Genomic DNA, 22,176 nt, shown 5'->3' with positions numbered 1-22,176 from the left:
TTTTTTCGGTGGAGGGAGAAATTGTGGATAACTCTGTGGACGACTGTGGATTTGCGTAGGGGGTTTCACCATGAAAGTCTCTTTCGAAGCCCTGCGGGAGATGTGGATAAAGACGCTTGCGCTTTTAGAGAAGCAGATGAGCACCCCCGAGTACCGTTCCTGGGTGGAAACCATTCAGCCGGTGTCCCTTTTTGAGAAGCGTCTGGTCCTTGCCGTTCCCACAGAACTCTCCCGGGAGAAGATTGAACAGAAATACCTGGAGCTCATCCGGTATGCCTTCCAGCGGGTCTCAGGTCTCCCGTATAATAACCTCGAAATTGGCCTCATCGTGGACCCCTCAATCCTGCGGAAACCCCAGGAGGCCATCGAAGCCCAAGGGGTTTCACCAGAGTGGGAGCGACCCAACCTCAACCCCAAGTACACCTTTGCGACGTTTGTCGTCGGGAACAGCAACAAGTTCGCCCACGCTGCAGCCATGGCGGTGGCAGAGAGCCCGGCCCGGGCCTACAATCCCCTCTTCATCTACGGAGGCGTTGGTCTTGGGAAAACCCACCTCATGCACGCCATCGGCCACTACATCCTTGATAAAAACCCGAACATGCGCATCGTCTATGCCTCCTCGGAAAAGTTCACGAACGAACTCATCAACGCCATTCGCGACGACAAAACCGAGGAGTTCCGCCAGAAGTACCGCAACGTCGACGTCCTCCTCATCGACGACATTCAGTTCCTCGCCGGGAAAGAGCGAACGCAGGAAGAGTTCTTCCACACCTTTAACGCGCTCCATGAAGCGTCAAAGCAAATCGTCCTCACGAGCGACCGTCCGCCAAAGGAGATTCCAACCCTTGAGGATCGCCTCCGTTCCCGCTTCGAGTGGGGACTCATCGCCGACATCCAGCCTCCTGATCTTGAAACCCGTATTGCCATCCTCCGCAAGAAAGCAGAACTCGAGGATATCCACATCCCTGACGAGGTCATCGTCTTCATCGCCAACCAGATTCCCTCCAACATCCGGGAACTCGAAGGGGCGCTCGTACGGGTCACCGCCTTCTGTAACCTCAATAACGTCAAGCCGAGCCTCAGCATCGCCCAGGAGGTCCTGAAGGACGTCTTTCCCAAAAAGGAGACCCAGAAGGTTTCCGTGGCCGTCATCCAGCGGGTGGTGGCCGAGCACTTTGGTTTGAAACCCAGCATGCTCCGGGCTAGAAAACGCAGCAAAGACATTGCCTATCCCCGCCAGATTGCCATGTACCTTGCCCGGGAGCTCACAGACCTCTCGCTTCCCTCAATCGGTGAGGAATTCGGCGGCCGGGACCATACGACGGTGCTGCACGCCTGCGAGAAAATCCGGGAGGACATCACGAGGAACCCGCAGCTTGCTAAGGAAATTGAGGAGCTCATTGAGCGGATCCGCTCTGAGAAGTGAGCGCCTTATCCACACCTTGCACACAGGGAGGGGAGCTCAGAGGAAGAAGGGAGAGGGGGACTTTTCCACAGAGTTCTCCTCTACTCCTACGACTCCTCTTGAAAAGAGATTTCTTAAAGATAGGAGAAGAGGAAGGAGGGTTCTGTGTGGATATTCGGGTTGAGGCACAGACCTTCAGAGAAGCCTTGAGCAAAGTCTACCGGGTGGTCTCCACGCGCCCCGTGACTCCGGCTCTTGGGGGTATTCTTGTGGATAGCTCTGGGGATAAGGTGTGCCTTTCCGCCACTGACCTTGAGGTGGGCATTACCGCGACCTTTCGAGGAGAAATCCTCGAAGAGGGACAGGCGGTGCTCCCGGGGAAGGTCCTCTACAACATCGTTCGCACGCTCAAAGGAGAGGTGAGGCTGAGAACGGAAGGAGAGCGAGCCCTGCTCCAGTGTGGCCGGAGCCGCTTTGAGCTTTCGGGATTCCCCCCGGGGGACTTTCCCTTCTTTCCTCAAGGAGAGGAGAGTTTTGTGGTACTCCTTCCCGGAGAGCTCTTCAAAGAGGCTCTGCTCCGGACGTACTTTGCCGTTTCCCGGGATGAGACACGTCCCGTGCTCACGGGGGTGCTCCTTGCCTTTGCCCCGGGACGCTTCGAAGTGGTCGCCACCGATGGCCATCGCCTGAGCCGGAATGTCTTTGAGCTCTCTGGGATTGAGAAGGAAGCCCGCTATGTGCTCCCCCAGAAAGCGGTGGTGGAGCTCCTGCGCCTTCTGGGAAGGGAGGACGCCCGGTTTGTCCCCCAAGATGGCAGCGTGGTCTTCCGGATTGGGGAGACGATGCTCTTCTCCACCCTCATCGAGGGTGAGTACCCCAACTACCTCCAGGTGATTCCCCAGAGTTTCGTGAGCCGAGCTCAGGTCTCAAGGGAAGAGCTCTTAGAGGCGCTTGAGCGGGTAGCGCTTGTGACCTCCGGGGTCCCGGTGGTCGAGGTGTCTTTTGGTGGAGGGGTGCTGCAGCTTCGGGTTACGGGGGACCTGGGAGTGGCGGAGGAAGAGGTGACGGGAGAGACTGAAGGGGACCACCTGAAGGTGGCGTTTAATGTGCGGTACCTCCTTGAGGCCCTGCGGGTGATGAAGGACGAACGGGTGGAACTCGGGCTTTCTGGGGAGCTTTCCCCGGCAAAGGTTTCTTCGTCTTCCTCTTTTGAGTACGTCCTCATGCCCGTCCGGCTTCAGGGAGTGTGAGCACCCTCCGTGCACTTTGAGGCAGTGCGTTTCGTGAAGTTCCGGAACCTCACGGAAGTCGAGCTTTCCCTGGGGCAGGGGGTGTTCGTGCTTTTGGGGGACAATGCCCAGGGGAAGACCAACTTCCTCGAGGGGCTCTTTTTCCTTGCCCGGGGCTTTTCTCCCTTTTTCGCCTGCGATGAGGAGCTCATCGCCTTTGGAGAAGAGGAGGCCTTTCTCTCGGCCCGCTTCATGGAGGGGAGTTCGTTCTCGGTGCGCCAGGTGATTCTTCGCAAAAAGGGCAAGAGGGAGTGGCGTCGGGATGGGAAGCTTGAGCGAAAGAGAACCCCTCTCCCCCTCGTGGGGTTCTTCCCCGAAGACCTTGCCCTTGTCGATGGGGAACCGAAGAGGCGGCGGGACTTTGTCGATCGGGCTTTAGCGTTTTTTTCTCCTCAATTTGAGGCTCTTCTCAATGCCTATGAGCAGGTGCTCTCCCGGAGGAACCTCCTCCTCCGGGAGGGACAGGGAGAGGACCTCGTTGAGGTTTATGGGGAAAAGCTCGTGACCCTGGGGGCGAGAATCGTTGAGGAGAGGCTCCGCTACCTCCGCCTCTTTGCTCCATTCTTTGAGCGGGCTTACCGGAGTTTCTCTGAAGGAAGCGATGCGCTCCGGGTCGTGTACGAAGCCCGGGGGTACACCACGGGGGAAGGAGTCCTTGAGGGCCTCAGGAAGGCAAGGGAGGCACTGCGAGAGGAAGAACGAAGGCGGGGGATGACGCTCTTTGGCCCCCACCGGGATGAAATCGCCTTTCTCCTTGGGGAGCGGGATGTCCGGGAGTTTGCGTCTTTTGGAGAGAAAAAGAGTGTGGCCCTGGCGCTGCGCATGGCGGAGAAAGCTGTGGTACAATGGATACGGAAAGACAGGGTAGTGCTCCTCCTTGACGATGCGTTCCCGGGACTGGATACGCGGAGACGACGGGCGCTTGCATCGTGTCTTTTCTCGGAAGCCCAGGTCTTCCTCACCACTACGGAGAGGGACCTGGCGCTTGAGCTCAAAAACCAGGGTGCGCGGGTATTCCTCGTGCGTGCGGGGGAGATTCGGGAATGAACAGGCCTTCACCCCTTTCTGAAGCCCTGGCGGAGTTCCTGAAGCGGCAGGGCCTTCTGCCCAGGGTCCAGGTGTACCAGGCCATGGAGCGGTTCGGCGAGTGGTTTCCGGATCTCGTGGCGGTGTGTACCCCGAAGAAGGTGGTGCGGAACGTGCTCTTCCTTGAGGTTACGGACCCTGTGTGTCTTCTTGAAGTTGAGGGAAGGGCTCGGGAGATTCTCGAGACCTTCCAGCGACAAGGGATTCCCCTCGAGGCGGTGAAGATCCGGGTGTGTCCACGAGGTGACGGAAAGTGACGAAGAAAGCGTACACGGCCGATGCCATTCAGATTCTCGAAGGACTGGAAGCGGTCCGAAAGCGGCCGAGTATGTACATCGGGAATACGGATATCGGAGGGCTGCACCACCTGGTGTTCGAGGTGGTGGACAACAGTGTCGATGAAGCCCTGGCCGGTTGCTGCACCGAAATTACGGTGACCATCCACCGGGACGGCAGCGTCTCCGTTCTCGACAACGGACGGGGAATTCCGGTGGACATCCACCGGGGGGCGGGGAAACCGGCGCTCGAGGTGGTTTTGACCACCCTCCATGCGGGAGGGAAGTTTGAGAGCGGAGCCTACACGATTTCCGGAGGGCTCCACGGCGTGGGGATTTCGGTGGTCAACGCCCTCTCGGAGTGGCTTGAAGTGGAGGTGAAAACCCAGGGGAAGATCTGGCGCCAGCGCTACGAGCGGGGGAAACCGGTCACCCCTCTCCGTTCCCTGGGAGAGACGGAGGAGACGGGGACGTACGTTCGCTTCAAACCGGATCCCCTGGTTTTCCCGCAAACGGAATTCCACTTTGACATCCTTGCTCAGCGCCTGAAGGAGCTCGCCTTTCTGAACCCGGGGCTCACCCTGAGCCTTGTTGATGAGCGCTCGGGAAAGCAGAAGGTGTACAGTTTCTCGGGGGGCATCCGGGCCCTGGTGGAGCACCTCAACCAGGGGAAGGGTGTGCTCCACCCCGAGCCGATTTTCTTTGCCGGCAACCGGAACGGCATCCGGGCCGAAATCGCCCTCCAGTACAACGATGGGTACCTGGAGACGGTGCTCTCCTTTGCCAACAATATCCGCACTGAAGAGGGTGGGACCCATGTGACGGGGTTCAAGACTGCCCTCACCCGGGTCATCACCGAGTACATCGAGCGCCATGGTATCCTCAAGGAAAAAGAGGAGCTTCCCACGGGGAACGACGTCCGGGAGGGCCTCTGTGCCGTGATTCATGTTCTCGTTCCTTCGCCGCAGTTTGAGGGGCAGACGAAGACCAAGCTCGGGAATCCCGAGGTCCGGAGTTTCGTCGAGGACCTCACAGGGAGTTTCCTGGGAACCTTCTTTGAGGAGAACCCGGGGGTGGCCCGGGCGATTGTGGAGAAGGTCTTGGAGAGCGTTCGGGCCCGGATTGCGGCGCGGAAAGCCCGGGAACTCGCCCGCAAAAAGGACAGTCTGGAATCGGTGACGCTCCCAGGGAAACTCGCCGACTGCACTGAGAAGGACCCTCGCGTCGCGGAAATCTTCATCGTGGAGGGGGACTCGGCGGGAGGCTCAGCCAAACAGGGCAGAGACCGGCGTTTCCAGGCCGTTCTGCCCCTTCGGGGAAAAATCCTCAACGTGGAGAAGGCGAGTCTCCACCGAATTCTCTCAAGCGACGAAATCCGGAACATCATTGCCGCCCTGGGGTGTGGCATTGGGGATGATCTCACCATTGAGAAGCTCCGTTACCACAAGGTCATCATCATGACCGACGCCGATGTGGATGGCGCCCATATCCGGACGCTCCTTCTGACCTTCTTCTACCGGTACATGCGTCCGCTCCTTGAGGGTGGACACATCTACATCGCCCTTCCGCCTCTTTACCGCGTCCGGGTGGAGAAGAGCGATTACTACGCCTTCGACGATCGGGAACTTGAAGCGCTCCTGCGAAACCTCAGGAACAAAAAGTACACCATTCAGCGGTATAAAGGCCTTGGGGAAATGAACCCGGAGCAGCTCTGGTACACCACCATGAACCCGAAAACCCGCACCATCAAGCAGGTCACCATTGAGGACGCTTTGGAGGCTGAGGCAATCTTCAGCATCCTCATGGGGGATGCGGTGGAGCCCCGCCGGGAATTCATTCAGGAACACGCCCTGGAAGTGGTGAATCTTGACGTCTGAGGGTGGTCCCCGTGGACGAGAGAGGAAAGGTGCTTCTCGTTGATGTTAAAGATGAGATGAAAGAAGCCTACCTGAGTTACGCCATGAGCGTCATCGTGGGGCGGGCGCTTCCGGACATCCGCGATGGGCTAAAGCCTGTTCAGCGGCGCATTCTCTACGCCATGCAGGAGATGAACCTGCGACCCACCGAGCCCTACCGCAAGAGCGCCCGTGTGGTGGGGGATGTTCTTGGAAAATACCACCCCCACGGTGACATGGCTGTGTACGAGGCTTTGGTGCGCCTGGCCCAGGACTTCACCTGCCGGTACCCCCTCGTTGACGGCCATGGCAATTTTGGCTCGGTCGATGGGGATCCCCCGGCGGCCATGCGGTACACAGAGGTTCGCCTGGCGCCGATTGCGGAGGAAATGCTCCGGGACCTTGAGAAGGACACCGTAGACTTTGTGCCGAACTTCGACGAGTCCCTGAAAGAACCCGTGGTGCTTCCGGCGAGTTTCCCGCAGCTCCTTGCCAACGGTGCTTCGGGCATTGCCGTGGGCATGGCCACGAACATCCCCCCGCACAACCTGCGGGAGCTCATCGACGGGCTGCTGTACCTTCTGGATCATCCTGAAGCTTCGGTGGAGGACCTCCTCCGCCTCATCCCGGGGCCCGATTTCCCCACAGGAGGAAGAATCGTCGGGCGACGGGGGATTGAGGAGTACTTCCGGGAAGGACGGGGGAAACTCGTCATCCGGGGAGAAGCCACCGTGGAGGAAATCGCCCGGGGGAAGCAGGCCATCGTCATCCGGGAACTCCCCTACCAGGTGAACAAGGCGGACCTTGTGGAGCACATTGCCCGTCTTGTAGAGGAGAAAAAACTCCCCGACGTTGCTGAGGTTCGGGATGAATCCGACCGGGAGGGCATCCGGGTGGTACTCGAGCTCAAGCGAGGCGCCAACCCCCACTACATCCTCCGCTACCTCTACAAACACACGGCTTTGGAGGTGAGCTTTGGGGTGATTCTCCTGGCCCTGGTTTCGGGGAAGCCTGAGGTCTGCACCATGCCGCAGGCTTTGAAGCACTTCCTCGACTTCCGCCGGGAGGTCATCCTCAGGCGGAGCCGTTTTGAGCTCAAGGAGGCGGAGGAACGGGCCCACATCCTCGATGGCTTTCTGCGAGCCCTGGACCTCATCGACCGGGTGATCGCCCTCATCCGATCCTCGCAGAGTGTTCCCGAAGCAAAGGAGCGCCTCGTGGGAGAACTCGGGTTCACGGAGAAGCAGGCCCAGGCCATCCTCGAAATGCGCCTCCAGCGCCTGGTGGCCTTGGAGCGGGAGAAGCTCGAGGAGGAGTACCGGGACATCACCGCGAAAATCCTCCACCTTCGGGAGATCCTCGAGAAGGAAGAGGTTCTCCGGAGGTGCATCCGGGAAGAGCTTGAGCGGATTCGGGAGCTCTACGGCGACGAGCGGCGAACGCGGATTGTCGAAGAGGAAGAGGAAGCAGAGGAAGCCACGCCCCTCGTCCGGGAGGAAGAGGTCGTCATCACCCTCACCCGTGATGGGTACGTGAAGCGAGTGCCCCTTGCAACCTACCGGCGTCAGGGCCGGGGAGGGAAAGGGGTGAGTGCCGTTACTACCGGAGAAGAGGACTTCGTGAGCACCATGGTGGTCACGACCACACTGCACCGGGCGCTCTTTTTCACCAACCGGGGGCGAGTCTTCCAGCTTCCGGTGCACCAGCTCCCTGAGATGGGTCGCCAGGCCAAGGGCATGCACCTTGTGAACCTTTTGCCCCTGGAGGAAGGAGAACGGGCCATGACCCTCATCACCCTCCGGGACTTTAAGGAAGGAAAGTACCTCTTCTTCGTGACGGCCAAGGGAAAGGTCAAGAAAATTGACCTCCTGGAGCTTCTTTCCGTCACCCGCCGGGGCGTGCGGGTTGTGGAGCTTGAAGAGGGGGACGAGCTTGAGGGGGTGTTCACCACCTGCGGGGGAGATCTGGTGTTCCTTGCGACCTCGCAGGGCCTGGGGCTGAGCTTCAGGGAGGAAGAGGTTCGGCCCATGGGCAAAGCTGCCTCTGGTGTGCGGGGGATGGGCCTTCGGGAGGGCGACCGGGTGGTGGGGGCCTGTGTGGTGCGCCAGAACGAGACGCTCCTTGTCGTCACCTCTTTGGGCATGGGGAAACGGGTGAATCTCGAGGAATTCCCGGTCCACCACCGGGGTGGGATGGGCGTCCGTCTCATCAGGGAATCGGAACGCTCGGGGAAGGTGGTGGGGGTTGCTCCGGTGAAGGGTGAAGAGGAACTGCTCCTCTCAACCCAGAAAGGACTCCTCATCCGGGTCCATATCGAGGAAGTTCCCGTCCAGAGTCGGGCGGCCCAAGGTGTTCGGCTCATTCGCTTAGAGAAAGACGACCAGGTGACGTCTTTTGCCGTTGTACTCCCATGAGCATGAACCCCCATGGTGGCCGGGTACTGGAATGGCTCAGGGAGGGGAAAGAGGGGATTGATTTGAGCGCCAGCCTCAATCCCCTGGGCCCTCCGGAGGTCCTCCGGAGGCGATGGCTCGACCTTTTTCCTGCTCTTTCACTCTACCCTCCCCTTGATTCCAGCTTTGTGGGGCGACTCCTTGAGGCCATCTACGGTTTTCCTCAGGAGGCTCTGCTTCCCTGTAACGGAGCCACCCAGGGGATCTACCTTCTTGGGCGGGCGCTTTCGGGGAAGACCGTGGTCATCGTGGAGCCGTGCTTCACCGAATACGCCCGGGCCTTTCGTCTTGGGGGGAAGGAAATCCGGCACCTCCCCGTGTTCCCCGAGTCCCCCTTGAATCCCCTTGAAGCTCTCTGGAGAGCTGATATCGTGGTCCTCGGGAACCCCGGAAACCCCCTGGGGGACACCGAGGGGCTTTCGCTCTATTTCCGGGCCCGGGAGGAGGGTCTTTCCACGGTGTTCGTGGTCGATGAGGCGTTCCAGGAGTTCCTCGGGGAGGAGACCTCCCTGGTCTTTCGGGTGTTCTCTGATCGAAACCTCTACATCGTCCGCTCCCTCACCAAGTACTTCGCCTTAGCCGGTCTTCGGGGAGGGTTCGTGGTCACCCACCCGGAGAACGTGACCTTGCTCTGTGACCACCTTGAACCCTGGAGCGTGAACACGGTCCTCGTCAGGGCGCTTGAGCTTTTTGCCTCTGAGGATCTCTCGCCTTTCCGGGAGGCCACCCGACGCTGGCTTTTAGAAGAAAAGGCGTTTCTTGAGCGGGAGTTTTCCGCCCTTTCCTTCCTCTCCTTTTTCCCTTCCCGGGTGAACTTCTACACCCTGTGGATGGAAGAGGAGGACCCGGAGTTTTTCGCCTTCCTGGAGGCAAGGGGGATTTTCGTCCGGAGGCTTGGGGATTTCTTCGGCCTCGACGGACGATTTTTCCGGGTGGCGGTGCGGACCAGGAAGGAAAACGAGCGGTTCCTCGAGGTGGTCAAGGAGTATGGTCGTACGCCCTGAGCGGGTGCTGATTCTTGGAGGGGCCCGGAGCGGTAAGAGCCGCCTGGCCCTCAGGATGGTGGAGGAGACAGGGCTTCCGGCGATTTTCTGTGCCACAGGGATTCCGGTTGATGAGGAGATGCGGTCCCGTATCCTCCGCCACCAGAAGGAACGCCCCCCGCATTGCATCACCGTGGAAACGCCGTACGGGTTTTCTCCCCTTGAAGCGCTGGAGCTTTCGGGGAAGGCCGTACTTGTGGATTGCGTGTCGTTTCTCGTGAGCAACATCCTCCTTGAAGAGGAAGATGGGGAAAAGGCCTACGGGCGGACGGTGGAGGAATTCGGGGTGCTTTTTACCCGCCAGGAAAAGGAGGGATTTTTCCTGGTGCTCGTGAGCAACGAGGTGGGCATGGGAGTGGTGCCCGATTCCCGTCTTGGCCGGGAATTCCGGGATCTTCTCGGGAGGGTGAACCAGTGGCTGGCGGAGAGAGCCCACCGGGTGTACTTTGTTGTGGCAGGGATTCCCTGGCAGCTTCGATGAAACGGGTGCTTTACCTCTTGCGTCTTGCAGTGAGCTTCCTCACCCCCCTCCCCCTGGGGGGAGGGATGTACCGGGGCGGGGATCTCGCCCGGGCCTCCGTCTTCTTTCCTCTCGTGGGCCTTGGGATTGGTGGGGCCGTGTGGGTGGTGCGCCTTGCGGTGGTCTCCCGTGCCGAGGACCCTCTTTTAGCCGGCCTCCTCGCCCTGTTTTTCTGGGTGGTGCTCACCCGGGGGTTGCACCTTGACGGGGTGGCCGATGTGTGCGATGCCCTCTTTGGTGGAAGCGAACAAAGAGAGCGACAAGAAATCCTCAAGGACCCCCGCGTCGGCACCTTCGGGGTTTTGGGGGTGGTTTTCGTCCTGGGCGTGAAGGGGGCGGTGCTCTTTCGCTCCGAAAGCGCCCTCTCTCTTTTTCTTGCTCCGGCCTTCGGGCGGGTGGTGGCTTTGCTCTTTGGCGCGTTCTTTTCTCCTTTCCCCCGGGAGGTGCCGGGCCTTGGAGAGGAGTTCCTGGGGAAGGTCCCAAAGACGGCGTTCCTGGGATGGGGTGGGGGGCTCTGTGTGGTCTCGCTTCTTGCTGGGGGCTGGACGCTCGCTTTGAAAACCGCCGCCGGCTTTGGTATCATGTTCACGCTTGGGAAAGTGCTCTCCCGGAGTTTTGGCGGACTCAATGGAGACGCTTTAGGAGCAGGAATCGAGTGGGGGGAGGCACTGTGGCTTTTGCTTTTGAGGGTGTGAGGCGCGCGAGGGCTCTCTGTCCGGGCAGCGCAGGTGAGGTGCTGCAGGGGGTTATTGGCGGACGGGAGGTCCTTGTTTCTCTGACTGTGGACCGTTTCAGCGAGATGGAGGTAGCCCTCGATGCGGGGGTGTCCTCCGCTCCCCCAGGGCTCTGGAAGAGCAGAAAAGCCCTGGAGCTTGCTCTGGAGTGTTTCAAAGGGGGACACCTCAGGGGGCGGGTCACCCTGCGCAGGAGGAGAGGCCTTCCCGAGGGCAAGGGCTTTGCCTCAAGCACTGCGGATATTGCCGCAACGGTGGGGGCAGTGGCCCATCTTCTGGGGCGAAGGATCCGGGAGGAGGAAGTTGCCCGGCTGGCGCTTTCTATTGAGCCCACCGACGGGACGTTTTTCTCCTCCTGGTGTCTTTTCGACCACCTCCGGGGAGAGGTGTTCCTGGCCCTTGCCGTGCCCCGGTATCTTGGGGTTGTGGTGGTGGAACTCCCCGGGGAGGTTCCCACCCTTTCGGTTGACCGGGAGAAACTCCGCCGGCACTTTGAACGGTTTTCTCGGGAAACGGAAAAGGCTTTTGAGCTCCTCGAGCGGGGCCTTGAGGAGGGAGACCTTGCCCTTGTGGGGAAAGCGGCGACGCTGAGCAGCGCCATCATGCAGGAGTACGAGCGTAGCGAAATCTTCTCTCTCCTTTCCCAGGCCCTTCGGGACATCAAGGCTTTAGGGGTGAACCGGGCCCACACGGGGAACGCTTTTGGGGTTCTTTTTGACCTTCGCCTTGTGAGCCTTGAGGAGGCCAGGCGCAGAGTCTCTGAGGTTCTCAGGGGGAAAGATGTTACGCTTTGGACTGCCAGAGCCATTGGAGGGGGAATTCGGGTGGTTGGAACATGAAGGAAGTGTACCTGGTACGCCATGGAGATACCGATGCCACGGAACGGGAGTACTTTGCCGGCTGGATGAACCTCCCCCTTACCCCCAGGGGGCGAAAGAGGGTTCTGAAGGTCCGGGAGTTTCTGGGAGAGCGGCAATTCGATGGGGTTTTCTCAAGTCCCCTTGCCCGAACGATTGAGACGGCGCTTCTTCTGGCTGGCCTTGATACCCCCCTCGAGGTCTGCGAAGACCTCAAGGAGCGGTCCTTTGGGCAATGGGAGGGGAAGAGGTGGCGATACCTCCGAGACGAGTTTCCCGAAGAGGTCGCCGAGTGGGAGAGGGACCCCCTTCGCTTCACGCCCCCGGGAGGCGAGAGCTTCGAGCGGGTCCTCAAGAGGGTTATCCACTTCTGGGAGCGGCTGAAAGGCTTCCCCGATGGACGGTACCTCGTCGTGACCCACGCAGGGGTTTTGCGGTGTTTTCTGGTGCACCTTCTTGGGGTGCGCTTTGAGCAGACCTTTGCGCTGCGCCTTGATCCGGGAGTGCTCATCGTGGTCAAAGACAACGAGGATTTCTCTCAGGTGACGCACCTTGTGAACTTCGAGGTGGAACCATGATCGGGCTTTTCCGGCTCCTCTTTGGGGTGGGTCTTGATCTTGCCTTCGGGGACCCGGAACTCCTCCACCCCGTTTCGGGGATTGGTCGCCTCATCGGGTTTCTGGAACGGCTTCTCTTTCCAAAGGAGCGGAACTTCAAGTGGGAGTTCCTCCTGGGTTTTGTGGTGCTTGGGGTGGTGGCCGGAGGGCTGGGGGTGGGGTATGGTTTTTTGCGGCGTTTCCTCTTCCAGGTATCCCCGGTGCTCTTTCTTGTGGTGGAGGTCTACCTCATTTTCTACTCCCTGGCACTCCACACCCTCCTCCGGCGGGGGAAAGAGGTGGAGGAGGCTCTCGAGGCAAAAGACCTTGTGGGGGCTCGGAAAGCCCTGCAACACCTCGTGGGGCGGGATACCGAGCACCTCTCGGAGTGGGAGATTGTGCGGGGGTGTGTGGAGTCCCTTGCCGAGAACTTCAACGACGCCTTTGTTGCTCCCCTCTTCTACACTGCGCTCTTTGGTGCTTTAGGGGGCCTGGTATACAGGGCCGTGAACACTCTGGATTCGATGCTCGGCTACAGGGACTTCCGGTACTACTTCTTCGGGTTTGCCTCGGCCAGAGCAGACGATGTGGTGAATTTCCTCCCCGCTCGCCTCAGCGCCCTCTTCATTGCGCTCTCTGCGCTTTTCTGTGGCCGCTTTTTTAGGGGGGCCCTGGTCTGTGCTTTTCGGGATGCACGCAAGCACCCGAGTCCCAACGCCGGCTGGCCGGAGAGCGCCATGGCGGGGGCTTTGGGGGTGCGGCTTGGGGGGGTCAATTACTACCAGGGGAAACGAGAGGAGCGTCCCTTCCTGGGGGACCCGGTTCTTGACCTTGTTCCCCTGCGCATTCGTGAGGCCCGTAGAATCGTCGCTGTAGGAGCGGGTATAGCGGTTTTCTGTTTCTCTCTTGTGGCCTTCTTCTTCTCCCTCTGAGGTGCGGGCTATGGAGGAGAAAAAATTCACCGTCACGCCGTACGAACCTTCACGGCTCAAGCGACAGATTGTCCTCGCCGTCTTCCTGAGTCTTGGGACCATTTTCCTTGTGTTCTCCCTGGGGTCTTTCCGCGGGGTTTCAGTAACCGAAATCGACGAGCTCCTCTTCCGCCCGGCCTTTTTGCTCCTTGCGCTTTCCTTTGTGGTGATGGGATGGTTTGTGGACGGGACGAGGATTTTCTTCACCACCCGGGCCTGGGGGAAGAAGATTCGATTTCGGGATGCCCTGGCGGCAGCGCTCTCCACGTACTTCATGTCGGCCATCACCCCTTTTCTTACGGGGGGAAGTCCTGCCCAGCTTTTTGTTCTCGCCCGTTCCGGGCTCTCCTGGGGAGAGGCGGGGAGCCTTGTGGTGGTGTGCGGCATCCTCTACCAGGTGGGGCTTCTGACCCTCATGGTGTCGTTCTTCACCCTCTTTGGGGCTGCGATGAACCTGCGGGGGATTCTCCTTGGACTTCTGTACTCCTTTGCCATCTTCTACAGCGCCGTCATGTTTCTCCTCTTTTTCTTCCTCTTCCGTCCCCAGGTCCTCTTCCGCCTTGTGGACTGGGGTATTCGCTTTGCCCGTCGCCATTTCCCTCGAGCGAAGTTCTCCGAAAGCGCAGTCCGTCAGTGGGTTGAGACCTTTTTTGCTGAATTCCGGGAGGGGTTCTCCATCCTCTTTTTGCGGAAACCCCAGTACCTCCTCTGGAACGTGGGGTGTTACGTAGTGTACTTCCTCTGCACTTTCTCCGTGGCCTATTCCATCCTTCGCGCCTTTGGTCTCTCGTACTCGTACCTCCAGGTGGTGGGTGCCCAGATCCCCCTCTTTTTCGTTTTTTCTTTCATTCCTTCCCCGGGGGCCAGTGGAGGTGTGGAGCTCTCCATTGCTTCGGTCTTCCGGGGGTTTGTGGGGACGTACCGTCTGGGGAGCTTTGTGCTCCTGTGGCGAACTGCGACCTATTATCTCCCCCTCCTTGTGGGGGGTGTGGTGTTTTTCCGGGTCCTGCGGGGGCTTTCGGCGAACGCCCGCCATGAACAGGCCAAACCTCTCAAGAACCATCCTCTCCCTCCTTCTTGAGGCTTTCCCTGGAAGCGTTTCTGGGGAAAAAATAGGGGCCACAGGCGGCGTCAGCCGGGTGGCGGTATGGAAAGAGGTTCAGAGGCTCCAGGGCCTTGGATTCCCCATCGTTGCCTCCCGCCGGGGGTATCGTCTGGTGTCCATTCCCGACCGCTTCGACCCCGACTTTCTCGAGCTATATCTTCAGAGGGATGCCCCCGGGGTTCGGGTCGTCTACCGGGAGGAGGTGGATTCCACAAGCACCCTCCTCAGGGTCCTTGCGGAAGAGGGTGCTCCTGAGGGGACGCTGTGCATTGCCGATCGCCAGACTCGGGGACGAGGGAGAAGAGGTCGAAGCTGGTTTTCCCTTCCTGGGAAGAGCCTCACCTTTTCGTTTCTCCTTCGCCCGCTCCTTTCTCCCTCTTTTTGCGCCTCCTGCACCCTCCTTGCCGGGATTGCCCTGGCCGAGGCCCTGGAAGGGCTTGGGTTTTCCCCGGTGCTCAAGTGGCCCAACGACGTGCTCCTTGGTGGGAAGAAGGTTGCCGGTATCCTCCTCGAGACCGCAACGGATCTTGACGAGGTTTCGTGGATGGTTCTCGGGATTGGGGTGAACGTGAACCTCGAAGAACGCGACCTCGCTTCTCTCCCCTTTCAGGCCACGTCGCTCCTTCTTGAGGGAGGCGTTTCTGTTCCTCGTGTTGAGGTTCTGCGGCGATTCCTTGCCCGCTTCCTGGCAGCCTACAGGCAGTGGAAGGAAGGAGGAGACTTCTCGCCCTGGGTTGCGGACTACAACCGCCGCCTCGCCTTCCTTGGTCGTTCGGTCACCATCGTTGGAGGGAAATCCCCGGTCTCCGGCACAGCCCTTGGGGTTGACGGAAGCGGGGCGCTCCGGGTGATGGAGGGGGAGAAGGAGCGGCGCATCACCTGGGGAGAGATTGCCTGAGAGACCTTTCTCGATGCGACTGTAACGGCTCATTTTTCCTTCCTCCCCCAAAGGAGCGTCATTCCTACCCCGCAGGGAACGTACCCTTCTGCCCACAGGGAACGAATACGCTCCGTGGCGAAGAAGCCCGTACAGTGAGCAGGAGCTACCTTTCCAACTCCTTCGGCCTTCATGACTTCAAGCGTTTTGTCGATGTCCTCTTCCTGGGTAAAGGCAAGGTGAAGTCCCCCAAGAAACCCCGAAATCCTCTTGCCCCAGGACCGGACCCGTTTTAGGAAAGCATCCACCCCGGGGTGACAGCATCCGCAAAGAAGCAGGACTCCCTCCTCCCCCTCGACGAGAAGTCCCTGTTCCCGCACAGATCCCTCCACTTCGCCGGTGGTTGCCACAGAGGACGTGAGGCGTTGGGGGGCCTGTACTTCGATGCATTTTGCCCCAGTTTCCCGGATGCGTGCTCTGGTTGCTCCGGAAAACGACGGGAGGATGTAGACCGTTACCCGGGGGTACGAGCAAAGGAAGTACCAGAGCCCCCCGATGTGGTCGTAGTGCTCGTGGGAGATGACCACAGAGGAAATGGTGCCGGGGTCAATGCCCAGAAGCTCCATGTTTTTGAAGAGCAGAGGACCACTTTCCCCGGTGTCGAAGAGGATGTTTTCCTCCCCCTCCACGAGACAGGAAAAACCGTGGGAGGCAAGGAGCGACGGGGTGAGTGCCGTGTTGTCATAGAGTACGGTGAGCTTCACCATGTTCTCCCTGGGGCCCACCTCAACCTCTATTCCCGTGGCAGTCGTGGCCGTTTTCGGTGTGGCAGGGAACGGCAAGTTCTCTAAGGCGTCCCTGAACGAATGCGGCAACGGCATCTTTGAGGGTCTCGTCGTCGGTCTCGAGGACGGAAATACCGGCGCTCCTCAGCCGCTCAAGGCCTCTTGGACCCATCCCCCGAACAAGGACGATCTCGGGAGAGAGCTTGAGGACCCAGTCATGGGTGAAACCACCACCACCGGAATGCCCACCTTCGTTGGGAGGGAACTCGATTCGGAGGATCTCTCCCCCTTCGCCAAGTTCAAGGAGGGCGAAATACGGGGTTCGCCCGAAGTGCTCGAAAATGCGGGACTCCATGCCCCTGGGTTCCTCAACGGGAGCAAGAATTCGCTTCTTCATCGTTGCTACCTCCTTTTTGGGGCCGGGGAATTCCCCGGCCCGTTTTGGGGTCAGTTCTGGGTTTCCTTTTTCCTGAGTTCTTCGAGCTCCTCAATCCGCTTCTCGAGGTAGGCCTTTTCTTCCCGGAGAGCCTCAAGCTCTGCCTCGAGGTCCTTCAGGACAGGACCTGCAAAGGGGGCTCTCCAGAGTGCAGAAGCGTGGAAGATTCTTCCTGCAGGATCCATGAAGAACGCGTGTGGTCCTCCTCCGCATCGGCATGGTCCGATGTACCGGTATCCTGCTGGAACACCAGGAACCCAGGCTCCTCGCCAGCTCCCTCTCCATCCGTACACGTGGCTTCACCTCCTGTGCATTCAGGTTCTCCAGGAACCTTGACCCCTCCATCCCCTCCGGCAACGACACCGGTGAGGTGGAAGAGGAAACTCTTCCTGGTATACCGGGCCCCCCTCGATTCGGAGGGGTTTCCCAAGAATCAATGCCTCGGCCACTTTTTTTCGCGCGCTCTCGAGGATTCGACCAAGGGTCGGGCGCGAGATCCCCATTCGCTGTGCTGCCTCTTCCTGGTAGAGACCCTCGAAGTCGGCAAGCCGAATAGCTTCAAGTTCATCAAGGGTCAGGATTATCTCCTGAGGATTTTCCAGAGTTTCGGGATAGAAGCACCATATCTTTGGAACCCAGCCGATTCTCCTCAGACAGCGTGGTCGTGGCATCGTCTGTCACCGCCCCCGCTGCGCTAATTATAAGCATATGTTCATAATTCGTCAAGGGTTGGGATGGCTCTATCGTTTCGGCCTGTACTCTTTTGGGAAGCCCCATTGCGTGATTTTGTTAACTCATGATATTATTTTGGTTAACAAAAACCCGAGAAAGGAGGATGCCTGTGCAACTCTCCCCGCGTACCATGGCCCGAATTGCCCTCTTTACGGCACTCTGTGTAGCTGCGGCGGTGTTCTTCCGTTTTGGGGGGAATCTCGTTCCCTTTAGCCTCGTTCCCTTTGTGGTGTTCCTCTCAGGGTTTCTCCTTCCGCCACGGGAGGCCTTCCTCAGCATGGCTCTTTACGTTCTCCTCGGCATTCTGGGGCTTCCCGTCTTTGCCACCCCGCCCTTTGGGGGTCCGGCATATGTCTTCCGGCCCACCTTTGGTTTCCTTTTGGGCTTTATTCTCGCCGCTCCCTGCGTGGCATTCTTCTCAAGGGGCAAGAAGAGTCCACTGAAGATTGCCACGGCCGTTGTCCTGGGCATGGTGGCCCTGTACTTTCCCGGGATACTCTACTTCTTCCTGGCCATGAATACTTTTCTGGGAAAGCCCATGGGGTTCTCCACTGTCCTCCGGGTTGCCCTTCTCCCCTTTATCGGTCCGGACTTCGTAAAAGCCTTCCTGGCGTTCCTTCTGGCTCAGGGGGTGGCACGACGGATGGAGGGACGGGGGTAGGCTTCGCCTTTTCCAGAGCTCGTCGCCGGGCAAGAAATCTATCAACTTTTTTGATATAAATGAAAAAACTCTGCGGAAACCTCGGGAAAAATTTTTCCACCTGTTGACAGGAAGAAGTGGCGCATGTTACACTTCTCAAAAAGAACAACGAATTTGTTTTGTATCATTTTTCTTGATACAAAAGGAATGAAAAAGCCATGATGCGGAAAGGCGGAAGTATCCTCGTCCTCAACACGGAGAAGGACTTCGAGGTACTGAAGGTCCTGGGCTCAGACCTCAGGATTCGCATCCTCGGGCTTTTGAACGGGAAGAAGCTCAACGTAAACGAGATCGCTAAAGCCCTCAACATCCCCCAGTCCACAGCCGCCGTGAACATCAAGGCCCTGGAGAAAGCCGGGCTTGTGAAGGTCGAGAACCGGAAGGGAAAGAAGGGTTCTCAAAAGCTCTGCAGCGCCCAGTACAGCGAGATCGTCATCGCCTTCCCTTCCAGGGCTCCTGAGGACAGGGAGGACGACGTGATCGAGGTGGAGATGCCTGTAGGTCTTTACACCAAGTTTGAGGTCAGTCCTCCCTGCGGGCTGTGTTCTCCGGAGAAAATCGTTGGCTTTCTCGATGCGCCCGATTCTTTCTGGAGCCCGGAGAGGGTGAAGGCAGGCCTCCTGTGGTTTGAGAAGGGCTTTGTGGAGTACAAGTTCCCGAATAACGCCCTGTATAAGCGCGAACCCCTCAAGCGCATCGAGGTCTCCATGGAGCTCTCCTCAGAGGTCCCGGGGACGAACAAGAACTGGCCCTCGGACATCACCCTCTGGATCAACGAAGTGGAAATCGGCACCTGGACCTCCCCGGGAGACTTTGGGGACAGGCGGGGCCGGTTTACTCCTCTTTGGTGGAAGCTCGAAGGGTCCCAGTACGGGCTTTTGAAGACTTGGATTGTGACGGATGAGGGCTCTTTTGTAGACGGGGAGCGGGTCTCTGACGTTACCCTGAAAGACCTCAAAATCTACGACCACTCGTCCATCAAGATACGGGTGGGGGTCAAGGAAGACGCACGGAACGTCGGCGGCATCAATATCTTCGGTCGTGGTTTTGGCAACTACGACCAGGATATCGTGCTGCGGCTGTGTTTCTGAGGGGTGCAGAGACCGGAGGAGGTGATGGGAGAAGGGGTGTACGGGAAAGGAAAGACGTGGAAACACATATGGTCGGTTCTTCTCTGGGGTTTCTCCAAAATCTTTACCTTTAAGGGAACGGGTTTTCGTGTGAGGAAGTGGTGAGAGATTGTAGCTATGGCGTATGAAGGGGGGATTAAGAAAATGCGTAGAATTGTTGTTGCTTTGATATTGTGTGGGTTGGTAGGGTTAATAGGTTTCAGCACAGCAAGCGCTAAAACAACGCTAACGTTTGTTTCCTACTTTGATGTTTCTCCCGAAGCCACATGGCCCGCAGCTGCAGCTCATTGGATGATGGCGGACAAGTTCATGAAGGCCAACCCGGATGTGGAAATCCAGTTTCTCTTTGTAACCTTTGGCGAGTTAGTGCCCCAGGTCGTACGTTGGACAATGACTGGGGAGTTGCCAGACATCGTTGCTCTGGATAATCCTGATGTACTACATGCTGCGGCTGCCGGGGTCTATTACGATCTTACGCCTTTAGTGCAACAGTGGGGACAGTGGGACGATTTTTACGCAGGGGTCAAGCACGCTCTCACCTATCAGGATCAAATTGTTGCGCTGCTCCCCGGTACTAACAACGTTGCGTTGTATTACCGAAAGGATATCTTCCGTCAGTATGGGTTGACACCCCCGCGAACGTGGAAGGAGCTGTTGGATGTTTGCGCTCTTCTGTCTGAAAAGCTTACGGGGACGGGGATGTATCCACTTGGGGTGGCCGCAACGAACACTGAGGAGCTTACATGGCAGTTTGAGCCATTTTTGTGGAGTAACGGAGGCTCACTTCTGGAGCTTGACAAGCCTGAAGCAATAGCGGCGCTGGAGCTCTGGGTAGAGTTGTTCCAGAAAGGCTATGTTCCTCAGGATGCGCTGACATGGGGCCAAGGGGCGGATCCTTTCATTGGTGGACAGGTTGCGATGATGATTAACGGTCCCTGGATCCTTCCGCTGGTGAGGGAAGCAGGTCTTGAGTATGGCATCGTACCCATTCCTGCTCCCAGTGAAGGCCGTAAGGTCGTTGTGCCGATGGGGGGAGAAACGCTCGGCATTAGTTCAACCATTCAAGCTGATAAGGTTGCCATTGCGTGGAAATATTTCACCTTCTTTGTCGAACCGGAAAATATGGCCGAATTTTGCACTAGGGCTGGTTATGTTCCGACTCGCAAGAGTGCGCTGCCTCTGGTTGTAGCCAAAGATCCCGAGCTCGAGCCCTTTGCAACACAAGCTGTGAGTAGTTTGCCCCGTCCACCTATGGGTGGTGATAAGCTTTACACCGAGGTTTCTGCTATCACTCGTAAATATATTCAGCTGGCTTTAACAGGAGAACTCACTGCTAAGGATGCTTTTGCTCACGCTGCATCGGAAATTCGCGCACTTTTCCCCACGGACCAGGCTTATCAGGATGCTGTAGCCAAAGCTCGCCAGCTGTTGGAGGAAGTGATGAGTGGTTCATAAGGTGATTGTGGGGGTTGGGGAAGCTTGGGTGGCGAGATTCTCGCCACCCAAGGCACTTCTTAGGATGGAAAGAGAGGAGGAAACAACAGGTTGAAGGGGGAAAGGTGGAATTACCTTTATCTTCTGCCAGCCATTCTCTGTTGCTTGTTCGTATTAATATACCCTTTGTTTTACAATCTGCAAATGAGCTTCCGCGAAGTTACATTTGTAACGCTTACACGAGGTGGTAGCCCCTGGGTTGGCTTAAGCAACTATCGGTCTACAGTTCATAATCCCGTGTTTTCGCGCGTTCTGTTTAACACCTTAGTTTTTTGGTTAGGTTCAGTAACAGTGCAATTTATACTGGGTTTTTTGCTGGCATTACTTTTTAGCAAAAGTTTCCCTCTGAACTATTTTTACCGGGCACTGGTTTTGCTTCCGTGGTTCATACCCTTGACGGTAAGTGGGACTGTTTTTAAGTGGTTTTTTTCGGGAGAGACAGGGCTAATTAACTCGCTTCTGCTGGGGATGGGCTTGATTAGTAAGCCCATTCCTTGGCTTACTAGCCCGCGGTTGGCGATTTATACGGCGACATTGGCTAATATTTGGCTTGGTATTCCATTTAACTTTATTATGCTATTTACTGGTTTGCAGGCGATACCGATCGAGCTTTATGAGAGCGCAAGGGTAGAAGGCGCGCGTGAGTGGCAACTTGTGCGATACATTACCGTTCCTCTTTTAAAGCCCACTATTTTCCTGACCCTGGTTCTAGGCTCCATATTTACTATTAAGGTTTTTGACATTGTTTGGGTACTTACCGGTGGTGGACCAGGGGATGCTTCGCATATTTTAACCACTTGGGCGTATTCACTGGCATGGCAACGTTTCCGGTTTGGTGAACACGCTAGCGTGATTGGTGTAACAATGCTCCTTATCAGCATCTTAGGCTGTTTGCTGCTTTTTGTAAGGCGGCACTGGAGGGTGGAGTAGGTGCGACGTGAGAAGCGCGCCAGGTTAATCAGATTCATTGTTGCGACGGTTTTTGTAGCGCTGATTTCAGTACCATTGTACTTTGCGATTATTGCTGGGATGATGGAATTAAGCGAAATTGCACGGCGTCCGCCATATTTGTTTCCTCCCAATCCGACGTTGACCTATTACAGGCAAATAACACCGCTAATGACCAGACCATTGTTAAACAGCTTTCTAATAGGGGTCTGCATAGCCTGTATCACAGTGTGCTTTGCACCACTTGTGGGATACGGATTAACAAAGTTGCGCCTTAGAGAAGAGGTGAAAGGCGTAGTACTTGGGTTGATATTTCTTCTCCAGCTTTTGCCAGGAGTTTCAATGGTAACACCCCTTTTCCTTGTATTCTACAAGCTCGGCTTAATAAATAACCTGTGGAGTGTAATCGTCGCGATAGCAGCTGGACAAGTTCCCTTTGTTAGCCTTATTTTGGCAACATACATAGCATCTGGGATACCGAATGAATTGATCGAGAGTGCCTATATTGACGGAGCATCAAGCTTGAGAGCCTTTCGAAGTATTGTTTTGCCGCTTGCGAGACCAGCACTGGCTACGGCGTGGTTACTTTCGTTCATGGCGGGCTGGGGAGACCTTCTTCTGTCAATGTGCTTTATTCAAAATAGAAACCTATACCCTGCCAGTGTCGCAATGATGGCCTATACCACATCGTATGGAACCCAGTGGAATCTACTGATGGCGGCTGCTACCATCTATGCTTTACCACCAGTGTTTGTAGCGCTTGTTGCTGGGAGACAGTTAGCTTCAGGCTTGCTGTCGGGAGCAATCAAATAATTGTGTGGGCGGTAGGTGAAGTTGTCGCTTTA

Annotated in this window: 23 protein-coding genes; 19 read left to right on the top strand and 4 right to left on the bottom strand. The window is 57.5% G+C overall.

What is annotated here, in order from left to right:
* Positions 1–70: 70 nt before the first annotated feature.
* The 14 genes from dnaA (at position 71) to ACP6EK_RS02840 (ending at position 15,127) form a co-directional block, all read left to right on the top strand.
* The gene (gene dnaA / locus ACP6EK_RS02905) at positions 71–1,426 is read left to right on the top strand and encodes a chromosomal replication initiator protein DnaA (RefSeq protein WP_438317643.1); all 1,356 of its coding nucleotides are present in this window, start codon (positions 71–73) and stop codon (positions 1,424–1,426) included.
* A gap of 146 nt (positions 1,427–1,572) precedes the next feature.
* A complete protein-coding gene (gene dnaN, locus ACP6EK_RS02900; protein WP_438317640.1) occupies positions 1,573–2,655 on the top strand; it encodes a DNA polymerase III subunit beta in 1,083 nt (360 codons plus the stop codon).
* Between the two features lie 9 nt (positions 2,656–2,664).
* Positions 2,665–3,741 carry a DNA replication/repair protein RecF gene (gene recF / locus ACP6EK_RS02895; RefSeq protein WP_438317637.1) on the top strand — a complete coding sequence of 359 codons (1,077 nt, stop codon included), beginning with the start codon at positions 2,665–2,667 and terminating at the stop codon, positions 3,739–3,741.
* A complete protein-coding gene (locus ACP6EK_RS02890; RefSeq protein WP_438317634.1) occupies positions 3,738–4,037 on the top strand; it encodes a DciA family protein in 300 nt (99 codons plus the stop codon). Before recF ends, ACP6EK_RS02890 begins: the two co-directional genes overlap by 4 nt.
* Positions 4,034–5,932 (top strand): DNA topoisomerase (ATP-hydrolyzing) subunit B, encoded by a 1,899-nt coding sequence (gene gyrB / locus ACP6EK_RS02885; protein WP_438317631.1) that lies wholly within the window; start codon positions 4,034–4,036, stop codon positions 5,930–5,932. The genes ACP6EK_RS02890 and gyrB overlap by 4 nt, the downstream gene beginning before the upstream one ends.
* 11 nt (positions 5,933–5,943) lie before the next feature.
* Positions 5,944–8,364: a DNA gyrase subunit A gene (gene gyrA, locus ACP6EK_RS02880; protein WP_438317628.1), complete on the top strand. Its 2,421-nt coding sequence runs from the start codon at positions 5,944–5,946 to the stop codon at positions 8,362–8,364.
* 2 nt (positions 8,365–8,366) lie between these two features.
* Positions 8,367–9,407, top strand: coding sequence for an aminotransferase class I/II-fold pyridoxal phosphate-dependent enzyme (locus tag ACP6EK_RS02875; RefSeq protein ID WP_438317625.1), 1,041 nt, complete (start codon positions 8,367–8,369; stop codon positions 9,405–9,407).
* Entirely contained in the window at positions 9,391–9,927 is a 537-nt protein-coding gene (gene cobU / locus ACP6EK_RS02870) for a bifunctional adenosylcobinamide kinase/adenosylcobinamide-phosphate guanylyltransferase (protein ID WP_438317622.1), read from the top strand. The genes ACP6EK_RS02875 and cobU overlap by 17 nt, the downstream gene beginning before the upstream one ends.
* Positions 9,924–10,661, top strand: a complete 738-nt coding sequence (gene cobS / locus ACP6EK_RS02865) for an adenosylcobinamide-GDP ribazoletransferase (RefSeq protein WP_438317619.1) — start codon at positions 9,924–9,926, stop codon at positions 10,659–10,661. The genes cobU and cobS overlap by 4 nt, the downstream gene beginning before the upstream one ends.
* A complete protein-coding gene (locus tag ACP6EK_RS02860; protein ID WP_438317616.1) occupies positions 10,658–11,539 on the top strand; it encodes a GHMP family kinase ATP-binding protein in 882 nt (293 codons plus the stop codon). Before cobS ends, ACP6EK_RS02860 begins: the two co-directional genes overlap by 4 nt.
* The gene (gene cobC / locus ACP6EK_RS02855; RefSeq protein ID WP_438317614.1) at positions 11,536–12,135 is read left to right on the top strand and encodes an alpha-ribazole phosphatase; all 600 of its coding nucleotides are present in this window, start codon (positions 11,536–11,538) and stop codon (positions 12,133–12,135) included. Before ACP6EK_RS02860 ends, cobC begins: the two co-directional genes overlap by 4 nt.
* Positions 12,132–13,085, top strand: a complete 954-nt coding sequence (cbiB, locus tag ACP6EK_RS02850; protein ID WP_438317611.1) for an adenosylcobinamide-phosphate synthase CbiB — start codon at positions 12,132–12,134, stop codon at positions 13,083–13,085. Before cobC ends, cbiB begins: the two co-directional genes overlap by 4 nt.
* A gap of 10 nt (positions 13,086–13,095) precedes the next feature.
* On the top strand, positions 13,096–14,205 hold the full coding sequence (locus ACP6EK_RS02845) for a lysylphosphatidylglycerol synthase transmembrane domain-containing protein (protein WP_438317609.1): 1,110 nt from the start codon (positions 13,096–13,098) through the stop codon (positions 14,203–14,205).
* A complete protein-coding gene (locus ACP6EK_RS02840) occupies positions 14,159–15,127 on the top strand; it encodes a biotin--[acetyl-CoA-carboxylase] ligase (RefSeq protein WP_438317606.1) in 969 nt (322 codons plus the stop codon). Before ACP6EK_RS02845 ends, ACP6EK_RS02840 begins: the two co-directional genes overlap by 47 nt.
* 29 nt (positions 15,128–15,156) lie before the next feature.
* On the opposite strand, the gene ACP6EK_RS02835 is transcribed toward ACP6EK_RS02840, so the two are convergent.
* The 4 genes from ACP6EK_RS02835 to ACP6EK_RS02820 are packed head-to-tail and all read right to left on the bottom strand — an operon-like array spanning position 15,157 to position 16,998.
* Entirely contained in the window at positions 15,157–15,948 is a 792-nt protein-coding gene (locus ACP6EK_RS02835; RefSeq protein ID WP_438317603.1) for an MBL fold metallo-hydrolase, read from the bottom strand.
* Positions 15,893–16,288 (bottom strand): NifB/NifX family molybdenum-iron cluster-binding protein, encoded by a 396-nt coding sequence (locus tag ACP6EK_RS02830; RefSeq protein ID WP_438317600.1) that lies wholly within the window; start codon positions 16,286–16,288, stop codon positions 15,893–15,895. Before ACP6EK_RS02830 ends, ACP6EK_RS02835 begins: the two co-directional genes overlap by 56 nt.
* Positions 16,289–16,338: 50 nt before the next feature.
* Positions 16,339–16,620 carry a hypothetical protein gene (locus ACP6EK_RS02825; RefSeq protein ID WP_438317597.1) on the bottom strand — a complete coding sequence of 94 codons (282 nt, stop codon included), beginning with the start codon at positions 16,618–16,620 and terminating at the stop codon, positions 16,339–16,341.
* 21 nt (positions 16,621–16,641) lie between these two features.
* Positions 16,642–16,998, bottom strand: a complete 357-nt coding sequence (locus ACP6EK_RS02820; protein WP_438317594.1) for a DUF134 domain-containing protein — start codon at positions 16,996–16,998, stop codon at positions 16,642–16,644.
* 164 nt (positions 16,999–17,162) lie between these two features.
* Here ACP6EK_RS02820 and ACP6EK_RS02815 point away from each other — a divergent pair, with 164 nt between their 5' ends.
* From ACP6EK_RS02815 to ACP6EK_RS02795, 5 genes are all read left to right on the top strand, one after another.
* The gene (locus ACP6EK_RS02815; protein WP_438317591.1) at positions 17,163–17,720 is read left to right on the top strand and encodes a biotin transporter BioY; all 558 of its coding nucleotides are present in this window, start codon (positions 17,163–17,165) and stop codon (positions 17,718–17,720) included.
* 200 nt (positions 17,721–17,920) lie between these two features.
* Positions 17,921–18,850: an ArsR/SmtB family transcription factor gene (locus ACP6EK_RS02810; protein WP_438318851.1), complete on the top strand. Its 930-nt coding sequence runs from the start codon at positions 17,921–17,923 to the stop codon at positions 18,848–18,850.
* A 183-nt stretch (positions 18,851–19,033) separates the two neighbouring features.
* Positions 19,034–20,344: an ABC transporter substrate-binding protein gene (locus ACP6EK_RS02805; protein WP_438317588.1), complete on the top strand. Its 1,311-nt coding sequence runs from the start codon at positions 19,034–19,036 to the stop codon at positions 20,342–20,344.
* Between the two features lie 90 nt (positions 20,345–20,434).
* The gene (locus ACP6EK_RS02800; protein WP_438317585.1) at positions 20,435–21,313 is read left to right on the top strand and encodes a carbohydrate ABC transporter permease; all 879 of its coding nucleotides are present in this window, start codon (positions 20,435–20,437) and stop codon (positions 21,311–21,313) included.
* A complete protein-coding gene (locus ACP6EK_RS02795; protein ID WP_438317582.1) occupies positions 21,314–22,144 on the top strand; it encodes a carbohydrate ABC transporter permease in 831 nt (276 codons plus the stop codon).
* The last annotated feature ends 32 nt before the right edge of the window (positions 22,145–22,176 follow it).

This window comes from Candidatus Caldatribacterium sp. SIUC1, assembly GCF_051549785.1.
GTDB lineage: Bacteria > Atribacterota > Atribacteria > Atribacterales > Caldatribacteriaceae > Caldatribacterium.
The sequence above is the reverse complement of the archived record's forward strand: the minus strand, read 5'-3'. Positions and strand labels throughout refer to the sequence as shown.